18 protein-coding genes and 2 pseudogenes are annotated in these 19961 nt (G+C 62.0%); 4 read left to right on the top strand and 16 right to left on the bottom strand.

All coding sequences use genetic code 11. The features are described 5' to 3' along the window. From X742_RS160360 to X742_RS1000000175565, 5 genes and pseudogenes are all read right to left on the bottom strand, one after another. Positions 1-804, bottom strand: coding sequence for a sugar phosphate nucleotidyltransferase (locus tag X742_RS160360; protein ID WP_023771279.1), 804 nt, complete (start codon positions 802-804; stop codon positions 1-3). Further along, a complete protein-coding gene (locus X742_RS160365; RefSeq protein WP_023771278.1) occupies positions 804-1904 on the bottom strand; it encodes a glycosyltransferase in 1101 nt (366 codons plus the stop codon). The genes X742_RS160360 and X742_RS160365 overlap by 1 nt, the downstream gene beginning before the upstream one ends. 14 nt (positions 1905-1918) lie before the next feature. After that, positions 1919-2515 (bottom strand): histidine phosphatase family protein, encoded by a 597-nt coding sequence (locus X742_RS160370; RefSeq protein ID WP_023771277.1) that lies wholly within the window; start codon positions 2513-2515, stop codon positions 1919-1921. Next, positions 2512-3171, bottom strand: a pseudogene (locus X742_RS0136405) (inositol-3-phosphate synthase); the annotation flags it as partial. The gene X742_RS160370 and the pseudogene X742_RS0136405, both read right to left, overlap by 4 nt. A 2-nt stretch (positions 3172-3173) precedes the next feature. Further along, positions 3174-3764: pseudogene (locus X742_RS1000000175565) on the bottom strand (inositol-3-phosphate synthase); the annotation flags it as partial. A gap of 155 nt (positions 3765-3919) precedes the next feature. On the opposite strand from X742_RS1000000175565, the gene X742_RS160375 reads away from it, so the two are divergent. After that, positions 3920-5665, top strand: a complete 1746-nt coding sequence (locus X742_RS160375; RefSeq protein WP_023771276.1) for a hypothetical protein — start codon at positions 3920-3922, stop codon at positions 5663-5665. A 6-nt stretch (positions 5666-5671) separates the two neighbouring features. On the opposite strand, the gene X742_RS160380 is transcribed toward X742_RS160375, so the two are convergent. The 9 genes from X742_RS160380 to X742_RS160420 form a co-directional block, all read right to left on the bottom strand. Then, positions 5672-5872, bottom strand: coding sequence for a hypothetical protein (locus tag X742_RS160380; RefSeq protein WP_015319152.1), 201 nt, complete (start codon positions 5870-5872; stop codon positions 5672-5674). 79 nt (positions 5873-5951) lie between these two features. Beyond that, positions 5952-6998 (bottom strand): UDP-glucuronic acid decarboxylase family protein, encoded by a 1047-nt coding sequence (locus tag X742_RS160385; RefSeq protein ID WP_023771274.1) that lies wholly within the window; start codon positions 6996-6998, stop codon positions 5952-5954. Between the two features lie 23 nt (positions 6999-7021). Further along, a complete protein-coding gene (locus X742_RS160390; protein ID WP_023771273.1) occupies positions 7022-8125 on the bottom strand; it encodes a glycosyltransferase in 1104 nt (367 codons plus the stop codon). Continuing rightward, positions 8122-9216, bottom strand: coding sequence for a glycosyltransferase (locus tag X742_RS160395; RefSeq protein WP_023771272.1), 1095 nt, complete (start codon positions 9214-9216; stop codon positions 8122-8124). Before X742_RS160395 ends, X742_RS160390 begins: the two co-directional genes overlap by 4 nt. Then, entirely contained in the window at positions 9213-10343 is a 1131-nt protein-coding gene (locus X742_RS160400; protein WP_023771271.1) for a glycosyltransferase, read from the bottom strand. The genes X742_RS160395 and X742_RS160400 overlap by 4 nt, the downstream gene beginning before the upstream one ends. A gap of 2 nt (positions 10344-10345) precedes the next feature. After that, positions 10346-11449 (bottom strand): glycosyltransferase family 4 protein, encoded by a 1104-nt coding sequence (locus tag X742_RS160405; RefSeq protein ID WP_023771270.1) that lies wholly within the window; start codon positions 11447-11449, stop codon positions 10346-10348. Further along, positions 11434-12726 carry a TIGR04295 family B12-binding domain-containing radical SAM protein gene (locus X742_RS160410; RefSeq protein WP_023771269.1) on the bottom strand — a complete coding sequence of 431 codons (1293 nt, stop codon included), beginning with the start codon at positions 12724-12726 and terminating at the stop codon, positions 11434-11436. The genes X742_RS160405 and X742_RS160410 overlap by 16 nt, the downstream gene beginning before the upstream one ends. Next, positions 12723-13802, bottom strand: a complete 1080-nt coding sequence (locus X742_RS160415; protein WP_023771268.1) for an NAD-dependent epimerase/dehydratase family protein — start codon at positions 13800-13802, stop codon at positions 12723-12725. The genes X742_RS160410 and X742_RS160415 overlap by 4 nt, the downstream gene beginning before the upstream one ends. After that, the gene (locus X742_RS160420; protein WP_023771267.1) at positions 13799-14905 is read right to left on the bottom strand and encodes an NAD-dependent epimerase/dehydratase family protein; all 1107 of its coding nucleotides are present in this window, start codon (positions 14903-14905) and stop codon (positions 13799-13801) included. Before X742_RS160420 ends, X742_RS160415 begins: the two co-directional genes overlap by 4 nt. Before the next feature lie 215 nt (positions 14906-15120). Between X742_RS160420 and X742_RS160425 the strand changes: the two genes are divergently transcribed. Further along, positions 15121-15393: a hypothetical protein gene (locus X742_RS160425; RefSeq protein ID WP_023771266.1), complete on the top strand. Its 273-nt coding sequence runs from the start codon at positions 15121-15123 to the stop codon at positions 15391-15393. Between the two features lie 148 nt (positions 15394-15541). Here X742_RS160425 and X742_RS160430 read toward each other — a convergent pair whose 3' ends face one another. Together X742_RS160430 and X742_RS1000000173885 are read right to left on the bottom strand one after the other, a co-directional pair. Then, a complete protein-coding gene (locus X742_RS160430; protein ID WP_023771265.1) occupies positions 15542-16138 on the bottom strand; it encodes a response regulator in 597 nt (198 codons plus the stop codon). Positions 16139-16142: 4 nt separating this feature from the next. Next, entirely contained in the window at positions 16143-16370 is a 228-nt protein-coding gene (locus X742_RS1000000173885) for a hypothetical protein (protein WP_156939358.1), read from the bottom strand. A gap of 69 nt (positions 16371-16439) precedes the next feature. Here X742_RS1000000173885 and X742_RS160435 point away from each other — a divergent pair, with 69 nt between their 5' ends. Next, entirely contained in the window at positions 16440-19580 is a 3141-nt protein-coding gene (locus X742_RS160435) for a CheR family methyltransferase (RefSeq protein ID WP_051407608.1), read from the top strand. After that, complete coding sequence (locus X742_RS160440; RefSeq protein WP_023771262.1) at positions 19577-19951, top strand: response regulator; 375 nt, start codon at positions 19577-19579, stop codon at positions 19949-19951. Before X742_RS160435 ends, X742_RS160440 begins: the two co-directional genes overlap by 4 nt. The last annotated feature ends 10 nt before the right edge of the window (positions 19952-19961 follow it).

The following is a 19961-nucleotide window of genomic DNA, read 5'->3' as shown; positions in this document are numbered from 1 at the left end:
TCAGGCTCCTTCGCCCGGAACGACAGGCACATGCGAATGCGCGCCGGGCATGATCGTTGCGGGCTGGTGATGAGCTGACGGGACACCGCTTTCAAGCAACCGCAGAGCTGTGCGATAACCATTGAAGGTACCGACATCGACATAAGCGGACCCTGCCTTGACACCATAGGCCACACCTCCGCCCGCAAGGTAGGCGTTGATCAACGTGCCGATATATTCGTCACGACCATCCCGCTCGCGCCAGAGTGCCGCAAGCCGATGCAGGATATGGCCGGGCATCTTGAACGCGCCCCACACCCAGTTCGTGGCGGCGTCCTGCCGCTTGACCTGGACTTCGATCACCCGCTCGTCATCATCGGTAACGACGGCGTCGAAGAATTCCGGGCTATCCACCGGGAAGAGCAGAAATGAAAGCTGATCGTCAGGCAAGTGACAGAAACCGTCCTCGGGAAACCAGATCGTATCTGGAAGCCCGACGAGGACGACCTCGTCGGGCGCGACGAGGGGCGCTGCCCGGAAAATCGCGTCGCAGAGACCAACGGGTTGGGGCTGCACCACGAAGAGCGCTGCCGCCTCACCGTAGCCGGCGGCATAATATTCGAGGATGTCGGATTTGCCCGATCCGATGATGAAGCAAATCTTGTCGACGCCTGCCTGGACCATGCGTCGTACCAGATACTCGCTCACGGCGCAGGGGCGTTCGGTCTGTCCGTCGATCCGGCTGCCGACCGGCAGCAACTCCTTCGAGAAGCCGAGCGGTTGAATGCGGCTGCCGCGTCCGGCAGCGGGCACGATGCCCAACATCAGACTGCTTCCTTCATCGGTTCGCCGACTGGGTTTCGCAAGGCATCGGCCAGGATTTTGTCCAGTTCCGCTGCGCGCTTGGCGGAAGTGTGCTCTCCCAAGACCCGCTCGCGGGCTCGCCTTCGAATGCCGTCGAGTTCGAACTCCGGCAATTGCAGTGCCGCGACAACATCATCCGTGTCGCGCGCCAACAGCACTTCGCGGCCGGGTTCGAAGAATTCCACAAGCCCTGGCCATGCGTCGGTGATGATGGCAGCTCCGCACGCGGCCGCTTCGAAGAGCCGTCCCGACGGGCACCAGCCCTTTTGCGCCATCGCTTCGCGGGTGACGTTCAGTGTCAGTCGCGACGAGGAGAAGAACGCCGGATGGTCGGCGGGCGGCAGATGTCTGACAAAGAAGATGTTGTCGCTCCATGGGAATTCCTGCGGATATTGTGCGCCGCCGATGATGAAGCGCTGGTCGGGCAGGCGCGCGGCCGGGCGGACCAGAAGCGTTTCGACGCCGGCCTGGCGATCCGCCGCGTAGGTCCCGAGATAGGACAGATCACCGGCGAATTCGGCCCGCTTCTCTGCCGGCCGGTGCTGGTCCGGATCGACATGCCCGTAGAGCGGCATCACGCGGCGCGCCCCCAGCACCGTCTTCAGCGCCTCGATTGCCGGGCCGCCGGTGTAGCTCAGGACGAGGTCGTAGTCGGCAAGGCCTTCAGGTCCGAAATAGGGCGGACGCTCACCTTGTTCGACGCGGGCAAGCGTGACTGGAGTATCGAGATCGTAAAAGACACGCAGTCCGCGGCTTGCCTGCTGCGCGAGGCGCGAAGCCTCGACGGCGTCGGGACAGTAAGAGGTGACGACCACGACATCCGCTTGCTTCATCGCCCGTTCCGCGACGCGGCGGATGTCCTCCCAGTCCGGATAGATGACGACGTTGCCTCCGTCGAGCTGATCCAGATCGCGGGTCCCGGCATAATAAGGAGTGTCGCGTTCGAAAAAGGTGATCGACCAGCCCAGCCGGGCGAGGGCGCGGATCAGCCCACGCCACAACGTGGCATGGCCGTTTCCCCATGAAGACGTGACGGTGAGACCGAAAATGACCATCCGCATCGGGAATTTCCTCGTCAGGCAGCTTCGTTCAATCGCAGAAGCTTCGAGCCCCAGTCGCCCGATACGATCGTCGTGATCGAGGCGGGATCGATGTCGAAGCGAAAGCAGTCGCCCACCGGCAAGCCAAGCACCTTGCAGACGGCGGCCCTGATCACATCGGCGTGGCTGATCAGGGCGACACATTGGTTCTGATGCAGCTCGCGGACGCCGTTCATCAGCGAGACGATGCGCTGCTGGACATCCAGCATGGTTTCGCCGCTCGGAGTCCTGGCCTCCTGCCGCTGATCGTTCCACGCGCGCCAACTGGCATCGCCGTTCAATTCGTCGAAAGTCTTCCCCGACCAGTCGCCGAAGTCGATCTCATCGAGTTCGGCGCAGATCGCGATTTCGCCGACACCGCAAGCGAGAGCGATTGGCACCGCCGTCTCCTGCGTGCGCTCGCGCGGGCTGCATAGAATGGCTGCAATGGTCTCACGGGCCATGCGGCCGCCAAGCTGCTCGGCTTGAGCCTTGCCGGCCTCGCCGAGACATACGCCGGCCATGCGCCCCGCGAGGTAGGAGCCGACATTGTCGTGCGCCGCATGGCGGATCAAGAAGAAGGTCGTCGTCATTCCGCGGCATCCAGCAATGGCTCGTCCTTGCCGGCGATGAAAGCGAGCGTGCGCTGGCGCGCTTCGGCGTCGGTGAACTGTTCGGGAGGCGATTTCATGAAATAGCTGCAAGGACCCGTCAGCGCCCCGGCAATGCCGCGATCGAGCGCAAGCTTGGCGCAGCGCACCGCATCGATCACCACGCCGGCTGAATTGGGCGAATCCCACACCTCCAGCTTGAGCTCGGCATTCAGCGGCACGCCGCCGAAGGTTGTCCCTTCGACGCGGATGTAGGCCCATTTGCGATCGGTGAGCCAAGGCACATGATCGCTGGGTCCGACATGGATGTTGCCCGGTTCCAGGGGAACATCCAGCTGGCTGGTTACCGATTGCGTCTTGGAGATTTTCTTCGATTCCAGCCGCTCGCGTTCGAGCATGTTGAGAAAATCGGTGTTGCCGCCGAAATTCAGCTGATAGGTGCGATCGATGCGCACGCCGCGCTCGCGAAAGAGATTGGCCAGCAACCGGTGCACGATGGTGGCGCCGACCTGGCTCTTGATGTCGTCGCCGACCAGCGGCAGCCCGCGTTGCTCGAAGCGCCGTCGCCATTCCGGACGCGAGGCGATGAAAACCGGTATGCAATTGACGAAGGCACAGCCGGCCTCGAGCGCGCATTCANCACGATGGTGGCGCCGACCTGGCTCTTGATGTCGTCGCCGACCAGCGGCAGCCCGCGTTGCTCGAAGCGCCGGCGCCATTCCGGACGCGAGGCGATGAAAACCGGTATGCAATTGACGAAGGCACAGCCGGCCTCGAGCGCGCATTCAGCATAGAAGTGCGTCGCCTCCTCCGAACCCACCGGCAGGTAGGAGACCAGCACATCGGCTCCGCTGTCGCGCAGGATCTCGCTGACATTGGCAACCGGTTCGGACGCTTCTTCGATTTCGTCGCGCAGATATTTGCCGATCCCGTCAAGCGTCGGCCCGCGTTCGACGCGAACGCCGGTCGTTGGCGCGTCGGCAAAGCGGAACGTGTTGTTGGGGGGAGCGTAGATCGCATCCGCGACGTCACGGCCGACCTTGCTTCTTGCGACATCGAACGCACAGACAATTTCGATGTCGTCGACGTGATAGCCACCGAGATCGGCATGCATCAGCCCCGGGATCGGTTCGTTGCTTTTAGCATGACGATAATAGGAAAGGCCCTGCACCAGGGAGGATGCGCAATTGCCCACTCCAACGATACCAACACGAACTTTTTTCGATCCCACGAAACTGCCGCCCTATGCTGTTCAAAGGTAAGTTCCTTGCGCCGAACCGCCACCGTGCCGGAATGTTCCTTGGCTTGGTCAAAAATTGCGCGAAGCAGCATGGATCGAAGCTGCACGCGCCGCGTTGCCGCACGGCAAGCATGGGAAATCGACTAATGATCGTCTACGGCGACCACAAGCGCCCCAAGAACGCACGACAGCTTCAGGAGGCGGCGATCGAAATGGCGCAAGGCCTCGATCGCTTGCCTTGCGGCATCCGGCGCCATGCCGCATTGGTCGGGCTGTTCGTCAGCGTGTCGGAACTGGTCCAGGGGCTCGCCGATGCCGACTTCAAGGCCCGGGGTGTCGACACCAATTCGCCTTCGCAACGGCAAGGCGCCAGGCTACTGGTCGGGCTTGCGGCAGAGGTGGCGAGGTCGTGGCGAAACGGGTTCGCCGTGGATGGTGGCATCGACCCGCGACTTCTCCAAATGCTGGCCGGGCTCGATTGCAAGGCAGAGGTTTTGACCGGTTCGGCCGAGGGCTACGCGCACTATGCGCTTTATCCAGAGAGTTATCTCGGCGCGGCGCGGATATCAGGTCTCGATGCGAACACATGCGTGATCGGCATCCGCAGCATCGGCCTGGGGCTCGCGGCCGTGGTGGCGGCCGCGATCGGTGCGCCGGCGCCCATTAGCGTGCGCCCGATCGGGCATCCTTTCGATCGGTGCCTCAATGCCGATCCGCGTTTGGTCGCGGCCTGGAGGAACGAGCCGTCGGCTCGCTTCGCCGTCGTCGACGAAGGTCCTGGCCTGTCGGGAAGTTCGGTCCATGCCGTCGTCGCGTGGCTGAGAAGACAGGGCATCGGTACGGACCGCATTCACCTGTTCCCCAGCCATTCGGGCGATCCGGGCGCCGAAGCGTCGCCGGAGGTTCGGGAGACATGGGTGCGCTGCCGCAAGCATGTGGCGATGACGTTCGAACGCACCTTTCCCGAAAGCTCGCAAAGTCCAACACTGCGCGATTGGGTAGCCGAGGCGGTCGGCAGTCCGAAATTGCGCTTGACCGAAATATCCGGCGGCGCGTGGCGACCCCTTCACTATACCGACGAAAAGCGCTGGCCACCGAGCACACGTGGCACCGAACGGCGAAAGTTCCTGGCCTCCGCGGGTCAAGATCGCTGGCTTGTCAAATTTGTCGGCCTCGGCGAAACCGGGCTGCGCAAGACGCAAGCCGCCAAGATGTTGCATCAAGCCGGATTCGGGCCGCACGTCATCGGGTTCTGCCACGGTTTTCTGGTCGAACGGTGGGCCGATGGCACGACGATGGACCAGCTACCGCTGTCCAGGCAGGGACTTATCACGGCGTTCACACGCTATCTAGTCTGGCGCGCGACCAATCTGCGAACCCGCGAAGCCGGTGCATCATTGCTCGCCCTCGCGGAAATGGCCGTTCACAATGCTTCCGAAGCTTTGGGCGAAAGCCGGGCGGCGAGACTGCGGACCTGGTTCTCGAAGCACACGCCCACAGAGGTGTTGGAACGGGCCGAGATCGACGGCAGGCTGCATCCCTGGGAGTTTCTGGTCGGTTCCGATGGCACGCTGATCAAGACGGATGCTGTCGACCATTGCCGAGGACACGATCTGATCGGCTGCCAACCGATAGAATGGGATATTGCAGGCGCCTGCGTAGAATATGACTTGTCCGAAGCCGAGGCGGCGACGTTGATCGGCGGCATGGGTAGCCGCATCGAGACCGGGCTCATCGATTATTTCAAACCTTGCTATTTGGCGTTTCAGCTCGGGCTGTGGAGCATGGCCGCTCAATCCGAGAATGGCCGGGAAAAAGCAAGGCTCGAGGAGACGGCAAACCGATATGCGGCAGGACTGACACGGTTCCTGGGCAAGGCCAGGGGGGGATAGCCGCCGTCAGTCCAGCCTTCGCAACATGTCTGCTTCCTGCTCGAGAATACTAGCCACCTCCTCCCGCTGCAGATGCGTCATCATCAGGCTGACACAGCATTCCAGATAGGTGATAGAGGCTCGCCGCAAATACGCGGCCGTCTCTCGTTCCGCCATCTTGTCGATATCGGTCCGAGATCGCTTGGGGTGCATGAGGAGGTCCTCCATATCTGGTCTTCTCGTCAAACCACAAGCTTGCGCCGATGTTCCGCGCGAATCCGTGCGAAGATGTGGCTGTGGTCCGGCATCAGGCAGGGAGGTTCTGCAGCCCACCTGACGTGGGTCTCGCTCTTGTGGAGCGTTCTGCCATTTGATCGCCGATCGAGCCGCCTTCAAGCGCGACGAAATAGCTGATCGTTCGGGCGAGCCCCTCGTTGAGAGGCACTCTTGGCGTCCAGCCGAGCAGCGCTTTCGCGCGCGAGATGTCGGGCTGCCGGCGTCGAGGATCATCCTGCGGCAGCGGCAGGAACGTCATATCCGATTTGGTGCCGGTCATAGCCTTGATCATTGCCGCCAGTCGCACAATGGTGAATTCGCCGGGATTGCCCAAATTGACCGGCTTGCCCGGATTGGGATTGATATCCATAAGACCCATCAACCCGTCGATCAGATCGGAGACGTAGCAGAAAGATCGCGTCTGCATGCCGTCGCCGAAAATCGTCAACGGGCGCTTCTCGAGCGCCTGCATGATCAGGTTCGAGACGATGCGGCCGTCCGCCGGATCCATTCTCGGCCCGTAGGTGTTGAAGATACGCGCGACACGAACATCGGCCTTGCCGGCTCGCAGATAATCGAAGCAAAGTGTCTCGGCCGTGCGCTTACCCTCGTCGTAGCAGGCGCGTGGGCCGGTGCAGTTCACATGGCCGACATAATCCTCCCTCTGCGGATGTTGCTCCGGATCGCCATACACTTCACTCGTGGAGGCCTGCAGCAATCGCGCGTCGTTGCGGGCCGCGAGTTCGAGCAGGTTCAGCGTTCCGATGACACAGGTTCGCGTGGTGTGGATCGGATCGGCCTGGTAACGCGGCGGTGAGGCGGCGCATGCCAGGTTGAAAATGCGATCCACCGGCTCGCCAAGGTCCAATGGACGGCAGATATCCTGCTCGATCAACCGGAAACCCGGCTGGTCCATGATCGCGTTGATGTTCTCCATGCGACCGGTAAGAAAATTGTCGGCGCAGATCACACGCCAGCCATCGCGTAACAATGCTTCGCAAAGATGCGAACCGAGGAAGCCCGCGCCACCGGCGACGAGCACCGTCTTTGCCCTTTGCGCTTTTTTTGTTTGTCGCATCGCGATTTTCTCCTGTCTGCCAGTCATGCTGCACTTCCGATATCGAGATCGAGGACCACCGCCCCCTTTTGCGTAAGCGCCGTGAGGAATTCGCGAGCCCTGGCCACACCGGTGTGGGAGGCAAGAACGAGTTCGCGTGCCCGGTCGGCCATGGCGAGACGTGTACGAGTCGATTCCCGGGACAGGATCGCGACGATCTCGTCCGCCTTCTTGGCTGTGTGGATCGTCGATGCGGGGAAGAAGCTGTCGAGGCCTGGCCAGCGGTCGCTGATGATCGGCGTGCCGCAAGCAGCGGCTTCGAAAAGCCGCACGCTGGGCGACCATCCCGCGGCGATCATGGAACTGCGTGTGACGTTCAGCGTGTAGCGTTGACGGCTGTAGAATGCGGCATGATCGGCCGGCGGCAAGTGTTCGATGCGCTCGACGTTGTCGGGCCAGTCGATATCGGACGGATATTGCGAGCCGGCCACGACGAAACGCCGATCCGGCATGCGCCGTGCAGGCTCCAGCAGAAGCGCATTGAGCGTGGCTTGCCGGTCGGCGCTGTAGGTGCCGAGATAACCGAGGTCCCAGCCGATCGGATCGGCGGTGCGGTGATGTCGTTCCGGGTCGACCGAACAGTAGAGCGGCTCGGCGCGGCGTGCGCCGAAGGTCTGTGTCAGTTCGGCAAGCATCGGCCCGCCGGCAAAAGAGAAATAGATGTCGAAGTAGGGGATCTGGCGCCAGCTCAGATAGTCGCAATCGTCCGCCGACAGCTTCGCCAGGGTCACCGGAGTGTCGATGTCGTAAAAGCAGAGTTGTCCTTTGCTAAGAGAAGCGACGGTGTCGATCACCGCGCGCCCTTCCGGCACGAAGGAGCCGATCACCACGACATCGGCCTGTTGCAGACACCGTGCGTAGTCGCTTTGCAGTTCGTGCACGGTTTCGTAGTAGCGCAAGGCGCAGAAATCCGGATCGCGCAAATCGCGGTGATTGGCGTACCACGGCACATCGCGCTCCAGAAAAGTCACGCGATGGCCGAGTTGGTGGAGACCTTTCAGCAGACCTCGAAAAGTGGTGGCATGGCCGTTTCCCCAGGACGAGGAAAGCGACAGGCCGAGAAAGACGATGTCCAACTGCCTGGTCATTCGGCCGCCTCCACGGTCCCCTGCGTCAAATGCCGTTTGAAGACCGCATCAGCCACGGCCGCCCGCAATGCGTAGGTATGATCGGCGAGAACGCGCCGAAGTGCGGCCTGGCCGATCGCCTTTGCCCGGGCGGGGGTCAGCGCCTCCATGATTTCGGCGACATCGCCGCCGTCGCGCGCCACAAGGATCTCCTCGTCGGGTTTCAGGAACAGCTCGACGCCGAGCCAAGCATCGGTGATCAGGCAAGCGCCGGCGCCAGCCGCCTCGAAGACACGCGTGGCGGGTGAAAAACCGTTCGCGGCCATGCTGTCGCGGCTGATGTTCAGCACCGCCTTTGGCGTGACATTGAAGGCGTTGTGATCGCGGGTGCCGACATGGCCGAGCCAGCCGACATTGGCGGGGAGCGGCTTGTCGCCCCACCCAGATCCGCCGAGCAGAAACCGTTGTTGCGGCAGCTGGCTTGCCGGATCGAGGAAGAACGATCCCACACGCGCTTCACGGTCCGGCAGCCTGTTTCCGAGGAACGCCAGATCGCAGGCAAAACGCGCATTGCTGGCGACCGGGTGGTGCGTTTCGGGATCGAGCGCATTGTAGATGGGCACGCACTCATTCGCGCCCATGGCACGGTAGGCCCAGACCACGGGATCGCCACCGCCATAGGTCAACACAAGGTCGATTTCTTGCAGCGCACGATGCAGCGGGTGGTCCGGCTCGTCGCGCAGCTGGGCGAGCGTCGCCGGCGCGTCGACGTCCCAGAATACGATGAGCGCGTCGCTGCGGGCGTGGTCGAGCACGGCGCGCAGCAGCGCCTCGTCCTCGAAGCCGACGCCACTCGCCTTGACGACGATATCGGCCTCGGCGGCACGCGCCGCCACCTGCATCAGGGCATGGTGGGTTGCCTCGTAGACGACGACCGAGCACCAGTCAGGCGCCTCGATGTCGCGGTTCTTTTGCCGGTCATATACGTCAGGCTCATAGAAGGTGATTTCGTAGCCCAGTTGCGAAAGCGCCTTCAGCAAACCTCGGTAATAGGTCGCGGCGCCGTTCCAGTAGGACGACAAAAGGCTCGATCCATAGAATGCGATCTTCATGCTGCGGCTTCCTTTGCGGAGGTCAGCTCGGCGGTGTGCAGGGTCGTGCATTGCCTGAGCACGTCGACCAACTCGTCGACGCGGTGGCGGCAGGTGTGCCGTGAGCGGATGGTCTCAAGACCCGAGGTCACCAGGGAGGCCGCAAAATCCGGATCGGCCAAAACCGCCTGGAGGTGTTGCCGCATTTGCGATCCATCCTCGGCAAACAGGAAGTCGACGCCGGGCCTGAAAAGCTGCTCGACATCGGACCAAGGCGCTGAAATCAGCGGGATGCCGCAGGCAAGTGCCTCGAACATGCGGATTGTCGGAATTCCAGGCAAGCCTTCACGATAAGGACGCCGCGGGATGTGCACGGTGACACGATGCGCGGCGAACGCCTTCGGCACGTCGGCATTGGCGATCCACCCTTCGTAACGCAGACCGGCGGCGGCCAGATCGGCAAGTGCCGGCTCGGGATAGCGGACACCGTGAACAGTGGCCCGAAGACCGAGATCGCGCACTGGTTCGATCAGGAACTCCTGGATCTCGGCCGTCCGCTCGTCGTCGCCCCAGTTTCCGATCCAGACCAGGTCGGACGTCGCGTGGATTTCCGGGTGCGGCTTGAATAGGCGATCGTCCGCCGCTTCATGCCAGGTGAAGACACGCTTGCCCCAGCCGGCGCGCAGATAGCTCTCCCGCAGCGCTTCGCCAAACGCGAGAACGCCATCATAATGTTCCAGGCGGAGCGCCGAGATTGCCTCGGTGGCCGACACGGCGCGGTGATGGGTGTCGTGAAACAGCAAGGTGAATTCGCCGCCATCGGCCCGGGCACGGCCGATGCGAGCGACAAGCTTCGGGTCGGTCCATTCGTGGACGATCACCACGTCGGCCTCGGCGATCCAGGCTTCATGGTCGAACCCGGCATCATAGGTCACCGGCATCAGTTCGGGGAAATCCTTGCGAAAACGTTCGATCGCGAAGGATCCCTTCTCGGCCAGCAGGTTCGATCGGCTCCAGCCGTCCGCCGGCTCCAGAGCGATGGCCTGATGCCGGCGCGCCACCAGTTCGCGCATGACGCCTCGAAGGAAATGGGCATTGCCGTGGTTCCAGTCGGAGACGAGCGAGTGGGTGTAGAACAAGAAGCGCATGATCAGCGCTCCGCAACGGCCAGCGCCGCCTTTTCGTAGACATCGCGCATGGCCGCTGCCTGCCTCGCCAGCGTGTACCCGCGGCTTCGGCGGAGGGCGGCGTGGCCGAGCTCTCGCCTATGCCCGGCATCGCTGGAAAGACGATTGATGCAGGCAGCGAGATCATGCGGGTCGCGCCCGTCAAAGAACATCGCGGCCCCATCCCATAACTCGCGATAGGTCGGGATGTCCGAGAGCACCAGGGGCGTCGCCGACATGGCCGCTTCCAGCGCCGCCAGGCCGAACGGTTCGTAGAGCGACGGAGACACGAAAATACCGGCGCGGGCCATCAAGGAGCGCACCTCGTCATGCGGCAGTGCTCCGAGAGGAACGGCATGCTTGACGATGGCGCGCTCGCCGTTCGGGCCGTGAAGCGAACCGGCTGTAAAGAGAGGCCATTGCGTCAACGAGGCGGCCTGGTCGACCACCGCCACATTCTTTCCNCCCTCGTCCCACCAGCGGGCGGCGGCGAAGACGAGCGGCTGGCGGGCTTCTGCTGTCGGGACCGGGTGTGCGGCATTTCCGACGACGTGAACGCGTGCGATCGGGCCATAGCAGGTCTCGAGCATCTCGGCATGGCTGCGGCTTGGGGCGATGACTGCGTCGGCCCTGTCGAAGCCGCGCCTGTTGCGCTCTTTCTGCCAGCTCCATGCGCCATCCAACGCCTGGCCCTTGACGGAATGGAACCATGTCGTCACGCATGAATGCGAGACCGCTATAACTGGGCAAGGCGCGTCCAACCCCACGGCCTGCGTCGGTCCGTTGAGATGGACAAGGTCTATGGCGTAGTCGCGTATGGGCGCACGCAATTCCAGCGGCAGACCGTCGAGGTCGCCGGCGCTGCGGGTCATCCAGTCCAGAGGCGTATTCAGCCAGGTGAGCGTCGCGAAAGACCGTGCCTCTTCGGCCTGTTGCTTGGATGGTTGCGGCCCCAGACCGGCGAACACAACGCTGTCGCCGCCATTGACCAGTTCCCGGCCGAGATCAAGCGCATAGCGCCATACTCCGCCCATGGCGTCGACGGTCATCAGGATGCGGCGCTTGCGTGGCGTCAGTGTCCGCAACATGCCGCCTCCAGTTCCGCCAGCGGGCGCGGGCGCTTTTCCTGGATGTCGCTGAACTTCTGGAACGATGCGAGGTAATGGTCATGGGCGCGCTCCCAGGCAAGGTCGTCGGGTTCGCCCCAAAGCTCGCGATAGCTGGGCGAACTCGGATATGGATAAAGCGGTACGGGTTCATTGGCCCACACGCCATTGTCGATCAGGTGGGCGCGCCAGTGATCGACAAGGGCAGGATCGTCCTCGACGACGCCGATCAGATTGGCCTGGACGAAGGGAACGTGGCGTCTGGCCTTGACCAGTAGCGCGGCAAGCTCCTCGGTGCCCAGCCGGCAACGCTTCGCCAGCATGGCCCGCCCTTCCACCGTCAGGCTTTCGAGGCCGGCTTCGATGGACACGCAGCCTGCCGCGCCCAGCAGTTCCAGCAGCTCGGGTTTCCACAGATCGATGCGGGTCTGGACGCCGAATTTCACATCGCGGCCGACCAACGCCTCCAGCAACGCTTTTTGCGGAAGGAAGATTTCGTCGATGAAGTAGATGTAGCCGACACCTTGGGCGATCAGCCGATCGATTTCAGTTACCACCGCTTCGTGGTTGCGGCGGCGATAGGCATCGCGGAAATCGATCTTGGCGCAGAAGCTGCAATTGTAGGGACAGCCGCGCGACGCCTCGACCTCGGCGCCGAATCCAAGCTGTTGGTTATCGAACCGGTGATGGTGGTGTGAATGGGCCGCAATCCAGTAGGATGGCCATTCCAGCGGCGGGTGATCGACAAAAGAACTGGCATGGACGCCGCCGTTGGACACCAGCTTGGCGTCCCGCAGATAGGCGGTCGAGGGTACCGCGCTCCAATCGTCGCGTCGTGCAAGTTCCGCGACGACTTCCTCGCATTCGCCGCGCACGACAATGTCGACGCCCAGCTTGCGCAAGGTCGGCGCCGGCGTCGCCGAACCATGTGGGCCGACCGCGACCGTGCGTCCGCCACGCCCGGCCAGACGATTGAGGAAGTCGGCCGGCACCCGCAATTCGGGCGGTGCGCAGCGCCAGAACAGATAGGTCGGCGCGGTGCTGACGACCGTCATTGCCGGTGCGAAATCAACCACGCGTTCGCAGAGCCCGGAATTATCGAGCTTCTGCAATTGCCCATCCAGCATCAGCACCTCATGGCCGGCCGCTTCGAGCAGGGCTTTCGAATAGCCGAGTTCCAGCGGCAGATGCGGTTGGCGGCAGCCGAAATAGATGCTGTCGTCATATGTCCAGGACGGGTTGACCAGGGCTATTCTCATGCGACGTACCTCACGGCTTCGGGGCGGGGCTCGAGCCGGTGGCGCTGCAGCCAGTCGGCGAGATCGCGAATGCCCTCGCGCCACGCAACCCGGGCCTTCCATCCAAGCGCGGTCTCGATCTTGCGGGTATCGGCGACGAAGAAGGGCTGGTCGCCAGTCCGTTCCCCATCGTGGCGGACCGAGAGTTCGCGGCCGGTCAGGCTGCCGATCTCGCTCAACAGCATACGCAGGCTGAGCGCATTTTCTGGTCCGCCGCCAAGATTGAATGCCTGGCCCTTGGTGATCTCGATCCGGTCCAGCACGGCCCTGTAGGCGGCGACAGCATCGGAAACGTGCAGGATGTCGCGCACCTGCCTGCCATCGCCATAGATGGTGATTTCCCGTCCCGTCAGGGCGCTGAGCAGAAAGTGCGCTACCCAACCCTGGTCCTCGGTTCCAAACTGGCGCGGTCCGTAGATGCAGCTCATCCGCAGCACCGCCGTGAGCATGCCGTAGGATTTGGCGTAGTCGAGCACATACTGGTCCGCCGCGCCCTTGGAGCAGCCATAGGGTGTGCAGAAATCCAGACCGCGGGCCTCATTGATCCCGCCGGCCTGGATCGCGCTATCGCAAGGTATGTAGCGGTCGTCGTCCGCGCGAACCGCGATGTCGGGGAGGCTGCCGTAAACCTTGTTGGTGCTGGCGAAAATCACCGGGATGCGCTCGCCGCTCAGCCGCGCCGCTTCCAGCACGTTGAACGTGCCGCGAAGGTTGATGTCGAAATCCTCGTCCGGCCGGACCAGGCTCGTGGTAACGGCCGTCTGCGCGGCCAGATGAAAAATCGCCTTGGATCTCATCAGAACCGGCGCCAGGGCATTGGCGTCCCGCACATCGGTGGTCTCGACTGTTAGGCGGCCACCGTGTTTCTGGGCAAGCCATTCCAGGTTCTGTTCGACGCCGGGACGGCTGAGATTGTCGACCACCAGCACCGGCTCGCCATCCGACAACAGGCTGTCGGCAAGGTTTGATCCAATGAAGCCGCTGCCGCCGATGATGGCGACCGGCGCTTCGCGTCGGTTGCGTGCGCCCGGGCTCATGACACCAACCCGCGCTCTTCGAGTTCGCGCTTCATTTCGGCGCCGCGGTCGACGGCGGCCGTGTTGCGCACCCAGGAAACGAAATCCCCGAGAGAGTTCTCCAATCGCAGGCCGGGTTCGAAACCGAGCAACTCACGTGCCTTGGAGATATCGGCAAAGCAGTTGCGAATGTCACCGGAGCGCGCCTTGCCGAGCAGGTCGGGCGAACGGTTCGGGGTTCCCATGGCTTCGGCCAGCAATCGCGCGACTTCGCTGATCGCATAGGCGCGGCCGCTGCCGATGTTGATGACGTGGCCCTTTGCCTGACGTTGCTGCAGCGCAAGGCGAAAGGCGCGGGCGACGTCATGCACATGAACGAAATCGCGCTTCTGTTCGCCATCCTCGAAGATCATCGGCCGTTGGCCATTGGCGAGACGTGAAGCGAAATTGGCCAGCACGCCGGTATAGGGATTTGATAGCGCCTGGCCGGCACCGAAGACATTGAACAGGCGCAACGCGACCGCATCGATGCCGTAGGCTTCGCCGAAGATCAGCACGGCGCGTTCCTGGGCGTATTTCGTCAGCGCGTAGATCGAGGCGAGGTCGACCGGTTTTTCTTCATCCGTAGGCAGCGGCGAAAGGGGTTCGCCTTCCGGCGACAGCGGATTCCACTGTCCGCTTTTGATGTCGCTCGTCTTGCGCCTTGCGTTGTCGATGCGCTGGCCCTCGGGCGTGGCATAGAGGCCCTCGCCATAGACGCTCATCGAGGAGGCGACGACAATCCTTTCGACCGGATGCTTGATCAGCGCTTCAAGCAGTGTCGCCGTGCCCAAATCGTTGGTGCCGACATAGCGGGCGATCTCGTACATTGATTGTCCGACGCCGACTTCCGACGCCAGATGAATGACAGCGTCGACGCCTTCCAGCGCCTCGGCAACGGCCTCGCGGTCGCGAATGTCGCCCTTGATCAGTTCGGCACCGGCGGGAAGCGCGACTGCTTCGCCTGCATGCACCTGCTCCAGCAGGGCGTCGAGAATACGAACTGAATAATCCTGAGCGATGAGTTCTTGTGTGACGTGGCGGCCGATGAAGCCGCAGCCTCCTGTAACCAATATGCGTTTCACGACGACTCCTCGGACAAGTGACCTCGGCGCCCCGAACTTTTCGGCAAAAGGTTTGTTCCCTGTGCTTCAACAAAGTTCCCTTCGCGGGCTTCGTCTGAAAGCAAGCGCAACGCCATCGGGCCGCAATGCGGGAACATTGCCGCCGGTATGCTGTTAGGGCGCTCGACAGCCGCCGTGACGCCGAAAGGCGAAGCCGATGATCAAGGGAGATTTCAATGTCGCAGTCCCAGACGACCACCAATCACGACGAAATTCGCAAATGGGCCGAGGAGCGACAAGGTCGTCCGGCGGTGGTCCGCACCAAGGGGGAGGGCGGCATCTTGCGGATCGACTTTGGCGAGCCCGAGGAAGCATTCGACCCTATCGATTGGGACGAGTTCTTCCGGATATTCGACGAGAATGATCTGGCCTTCCTCTATCAGGCCAAGACCAGCGACGGAAAATCCAGCCGTTTCAACAAATTCGTCGAGCGTGATCGCAAGAGTTGAGAAAGGCTGGCCTACGACCGGTGCCGCGGGCCCTAGAAAATCTCGAAATTCGCTGGAACAATCGACGGCCCCATTGCTTCGGGCCCTGAGCCAGAAAAGCGATCCAGCAATCCCCCAGGGAAGCGCCTTGGCTTCGGCCCAGGAGAATTCAATGCATCAGCTTTGCGCCGTGGGCTTTTGCCACTTCTCGCATGACGTCGTTGAGCCAGTTTTCGGTGGACTGGCCAAGCTGCCGGTGGTCCACGTCCCGGATCGCTTGCTCGAGTGTCCTCTCGACCAGCCGGTCCGATGCGTTGACGTCCCCCAGCAGAAGACGCGCCGCGAGGCGCAGTTTGGGCAAAAGAGTGAAAACGTCGTCTGGCGGGGAGGGCACGGAGATGTCCGCTTGTTCGGACCCCTGCGGCGGAAAAAGGGCATTGAACACAGCCTTGCTGCCCGAGGATTTCCGCAAATTGCTGGCGTAACGGAGATGCTCGGGGATGGCGATGTCGTTGTCGCCGCTGAAGAATACGAACGGGATACCGCGGCGCATCAACTTGTCGGCGATCGGAAACACGCGTCGGCCGTTAAGATTGACGTCCAGGATCGCAGCTTCGGCTTGATCGGTATGTTCAGACGCCTGCTCGACGGTAGCCGCGGGCCCGAGGATGATAGCACCCATGTTGCTGAAAAACCTCGCAAGATCTCCCGCCATCGACCATTCGTCTTCAACAATCAGAATATGCAACCCCCGCAGATCGCGCACGTCGTCATCCTTTCTTCGAACGGAGTTTAGGATGCAAAGAAGCCACTTCCGCTTTCCTGTCATCCAGCGCCGCCTGCAATCGTTTCGCAAGCGCCAGCATGCGATCCGGGACGGGCCCATCGAGACCTTCGATTAATTCAGGCGCCCCCGGCACCATTGGCGCCAGGAGTTTCAGGCCAGCAGAGCGTTTTGTCATTGAACCACCATGGATATCGGGTTCAACGTCATGCATGCTGACTTGTTCCATCCTCCCTGCGCGCTATATGGTTGTGTCCTGTCCGATCCGACCTTGAGAGACTTCATGTCGGTCGGGCGAAAGGGGGGACATGCCGTGACAACCCGATCAATCAAGTTCCCCATCGTCGGCATTGGAGCGTCCGCGGGTGGCATTCCCGCAATGGAAGGGTTTTTCAAGGGCATCACCGATCGGCCCGGCATGGCGTTCGTGATCATCACGCATCTCAGTCCCAAGCGCAACAGCCTGCTGCACGAGGTCATCGACCGCTACACCGAGATGCCTGTCGTGGTGGTCGAGGACGGCGTGGCTGTTGAACCCGACCATGTCTATGTGATGCCGGAAAACGTCACTCTGGTCATCGAGAATGGCGTGCTGCACCTGCGGCGGCCCAATGGGCTTACCCAGGAGCGCAAACCCATCGACATCTTCTTCAGCGCACTCGCCGAAGACCAGGGAGAATACGCGGTCGGCGTCGTACTGTCGGGAGGTGATTCCGATGGAACCTTGGGTGCGAAGGCCATCAAGGAGCGGGGCGGGCTCACCGTGGCGCAAGCGCCGGACGGCTACGGTCCGCGCAATCCCGACATGCCGCAGAGCGCTATTGCCAGCGGGCTCATCGATGTTGCCGTGCCCGCCGAGGAGATTGGGGCGAAGCTCGAGGCTTACGCCCGCGGCTTCGACACGCTGGACGGGCTGACGAACGAAGAAGACGACCATACGGCCGACATAGATAAAGTCCGCGAACAGATATACGGCATTCTACGCAGCCACTCCGGCCACGACTTTTCAGGCTATAAAACCAAGACGTTCCTACGCCGGATCAAGCGGCGCATGCAGATCGCCCAGATTCAGTCCATCAGCGCCTATATCGACTGGCTGAAGAAGGACCCTCGCGAGGTGATGAACCTGTTTCGCGATCTGCTGATCAATGTCACTAACTTCTTTCGCGATCCCGATGCCTTCGAATTGCTGGAACAAAAGATCATCCCGAGGCTGTTCGAGGGCAAGACCGCCACCGACACGGTTAGGGTCTGGGTTCCCGGCTGCGCCACCGGCGAGGAGGTGTTCTCCATCGGCATCCTGCTGCGTGAACACATGGAAACGCTTTCTGCCGTTCCGCGCGTCCAGATATTCGCCACCGACATAGACGAGCCGGCCCTGGCGGTGGCGCGCGCGGCACGCTATCCCGAAGCCTTGATGCAGGGTCTTTCCCCGGAGCGCAAACAGCGGTTTTTCAACGGCGATGGCGAGAGCTACGTCATCAGCAACGAGATCCGGGAACTGTGCATCTTCTCGCCGCATAGCGTCATCCGCGATCCGCCCTTTTCGCGCATGGATCTGGTTTCGTGCCGCAACCTGCTGATCTATTTCGGCCCGGCCATTCAAAGCCGCGTTCTTCCTGTCTTCCACTATTCGCTGAAGCCGGGTGGCTATCTTTTCCTCGGCACGTCCGAAAGCGTCGGGCAGCACGAAAATCTGTTTGCCACCGTCGACAAGAAACATCGCCTCTTCCAGGCACGGGAGCATGCCTCGCCACATATTAGGCTGCCGGCCCTTATTGGGGATGTCCCTTCCGGCGTCTTTCCCGCCGAAACCGCTGGCTTGAAGAAGGGCACGATCGGATATCCGCTGCGCCAAGCTGTCGAGGCGCAGGTGCTGGAGCGGTTCGCGCCGCCGCATGTCCTCGTCAACGCCGAAGGCGACGTCGTCTACTATTCGGCGAGGACCGGCAGATACCTCGAAGCGCCGCAAGGCATCCCCAGCCGGCAGTTGCTGACAATGGCGCGCCGCGGGCTTCGGTTGGACCTGCGCGCCGCATTGAGGGAGGCGACGACGACACGCCGCACTGTTGTGCGGGACAACCTCGCCGTCGAGGAAGACGACGAACGCGTCCAACCGATCAGGCTGACGATCGAACCGCTCGCTGAGAGGGGCAATGGTGAGCCGCTTTACCTTGTCCTCTTCGAGCCGTCTGGCCCGACCATGGCCCGGTCCGATGAGGACGATGGCAGCCGTGACAGCGACAGCACCGCCGATCTCGAGCGGGAACTGCGAGACACAAGAGAGCGTCTTCAATCCACCATAGAGGAATACGAGACGGCCCTCGAAGAGGTGAAATCGTCGAACGAGGAACTCGTCTCCGTCAACGAAGAGGCGCAATCCACCAACGAGGAGCTTGAAGCGTCCAAGGAAGAGATGCAGTCGCTCAACGAAGAACTCAACACGATCAACGCGGAGTTGACCAGCAAGATAGAAGAGCTCGATCACGCCAACAGCGATCTGCGCAATCTGTTCGAAAGCACCGACATCGCGACCATTTTTCTCGATCGCAGTCTTGTGGTGCGGACCTTCACGCCGGCGGCCTCATCCTTCTTCAGTCTGCGCCCCTCCGACGTCGGCCGGCCGTTGACGGATCTCTCGAGCCAACTCGACTATCCTGAGTTGAAGCAGCACATCGACAAGGTTTTCGAGACAGGCGAGATCCTGAACCACCATCTTGCGCGCGATTCCAGGGGTCTGTTTCACATGGTCCGAATCAATCCCTATCGGGACAAGGGCAACAGGATACAGGGCGTCGTGGTGACACTTGTCGACGTTACCACCCTGGCGCGGGCGGAAGAGCATCAGCAGGTGCTCATCTCGGAGCTCAACCATCGCGTCAAGAACATGCTGGCGGTGATCGCCAGCATCGCCAACCGGACGCGGGACAGTTCGGATACAAAGGAAGAGTTCGCGGAGGCCTTGATCGGCCGGCTGCATGCCATGTCCCGGGCCTACGGACTGCTGACCCGCGAGAGGTGGAAAGAAGCTTCGGTCAAGGAACTGCTCCACCAGGAACTCGAGCCGTTCGGCATCGAACGGATCGAACTCGATGGCGACGACGTAAGACTCGGCCCGCAGCAGGGGCTTTCCCTCAGCATGGCCATCCATGAATTGGCAACCAATGCGGCCAAGTATGGCGCCCTGTCCAAGCCTCAAGGCAGGATCGGCGTCAGATGGGCGATGGATGGCGATAATTTCACGCTTGGCTGGCGCGAAAAGGACGGCCCTCCGGTCAAGGAGCCGTTGAACAACGGCTTCGGCCTGAACCTGTTGAAGGGGGAAATCGGCTACAGGCTCGGCGGCCAGGTCGACACCTCCTTCCGCAAGGAGGGCCTCGATGTCCAGATCGCTTTTTCGGCAAACCACAAGGACGCGCCGTGAGCGACAGACCTCGCGTTCTGGTGGTGGAGGACGAGTGGCTGATCGCGGAGGACGTCGCGTCTGACTTGCGTGCAGCGGGCTATCCTGTGGTCGGGCCTGTTTCGTCCGTTGCCGCCGCACTTCGGCTGGTCGAGGCCGACAAGGTCGACATGGCATTGCTGGACGTTCAACTTAACGCCGAAACGAGCCTGCCGATCGCGGAGATATTGCTGGCTCGCGGCACTCCTTTCGCGTTCGTAACGGGATATGGGCGGGGCGATCTTCCCGCCCGGTTCCGAAACTGCAAATTCGTGGCAAAACCCGCAAGCGAAGCAGCTATCCTCACTGCCGTGGCCGACCTGGCGTCGCTTCGCGCCAAGAAGTCGTCATGATCTAAAGAGC

Origin of the sequence: Mesorhizobium sp. LNHC229A00, from assembly GCF_000502415.1 — a bacterium.
In the GTDB taxonomy this organism is placed as follows: Bacteria; Pseudomonadota; Alphaproteobacteria; order Rhizobiales; family Rhizobiaceae; genus Mesorhizobium.
This window is presented reverse-complemented; position numbering and strand designations above follow the sequence as displayed.

Coding starts and splice junctions, on each gene's coding strand:
- X742_RS160360 (WP_023771279.1), bottom strand. CDS start 804: ATGTTGGGCATCGTGCCCGCTGCCGGACGCGGCAGCCGCATTCAACCG.
- X742_RS160365 (WP_023771278.1), bottom strand. CDS start 1,904: ATGCGGATGGTCATTTTCGGTCTCACCGTCACGTCTTCATGGGGAAAC.
- X742_RS160370 (WP_023771277.1), bottom strand. CDS start 2,515: ATGACGACGACCTTCTTCTTGATCCGCCATGCGGCGCACGACAATGTC.
- X742_RS160375 (WP_023771276.1), top strand. CDS start 3,920: ATGATCGTCTACGGCGACCACAAGCGCCCCAAGAACGCACGACAGCTT.
- X742_RS160380 (WP_015319152.1), bottom strand. CDS start 5,872: ATGGAGGACCTCCTCATGCACCCCAAGCGATCTCGGACCGATATCGAC.
- X742_RS160385 (WP_023771274.1), bottom strand. CDS start 6,998: ATGCGACAAACAAAAAAAGCGCAAAGGGCAAAGACGGTGCTCGTCGCC.
- X742_RS160390 (WP_023771273.1), bottom strand. CDS start 8,125: ATGACCAGGCAGTTGGACATCGTCTTTCTCGGCCTGTCGCTTTCCTCG.
- X742_RS160395 (WP_023771272.1), bottom strand. CDS start 9,216: ATGAAGATCGCATTCTATGGATCGAGCCTTTTGTCGTCCTACTGGAAC.
- X742_RS160400 (WP_023771271.1), bottom strand. CDS start 10,343: ATGCGCTTCTTGTTCTACACCCACTCGCTCGTCTCCGACTGGAACCAC.
- X742_RS160410 (WP_023771269.1), bottom strand. CDS start 12,726: ATGAGAATAGCCCTGGTCAACCCGTCCTGGACATATGACGACAGCATC.
- X742_RS160415 (WP_023771268.1), bottom strand. CDS start 13,802: ATGAGCCCGGGCGCACGCAACCGACGCGAAGCGCCGGTCGCCATCATC.
- X742_RS160425 (WP_023771266.1), top strand. CDS start 15,121: ATGTCGCAGTCCCAGACGACCACCAATCACGACGAAATTCGCAAATGG.
- X742_RS1000000173885 (WP_156939358.1), bottom strand. CDS start 16,370: ATGCATGACGTTGAACCCGATATCCATGGTGGTTCAATGACAAAACGC.
- X742_RS160435 (WP_051407608.1), top strand. CDS start 16,440: ATGTCGGTCGGGCGAAAGGGGGGACATGCCGTGACAACCCGATCAATC.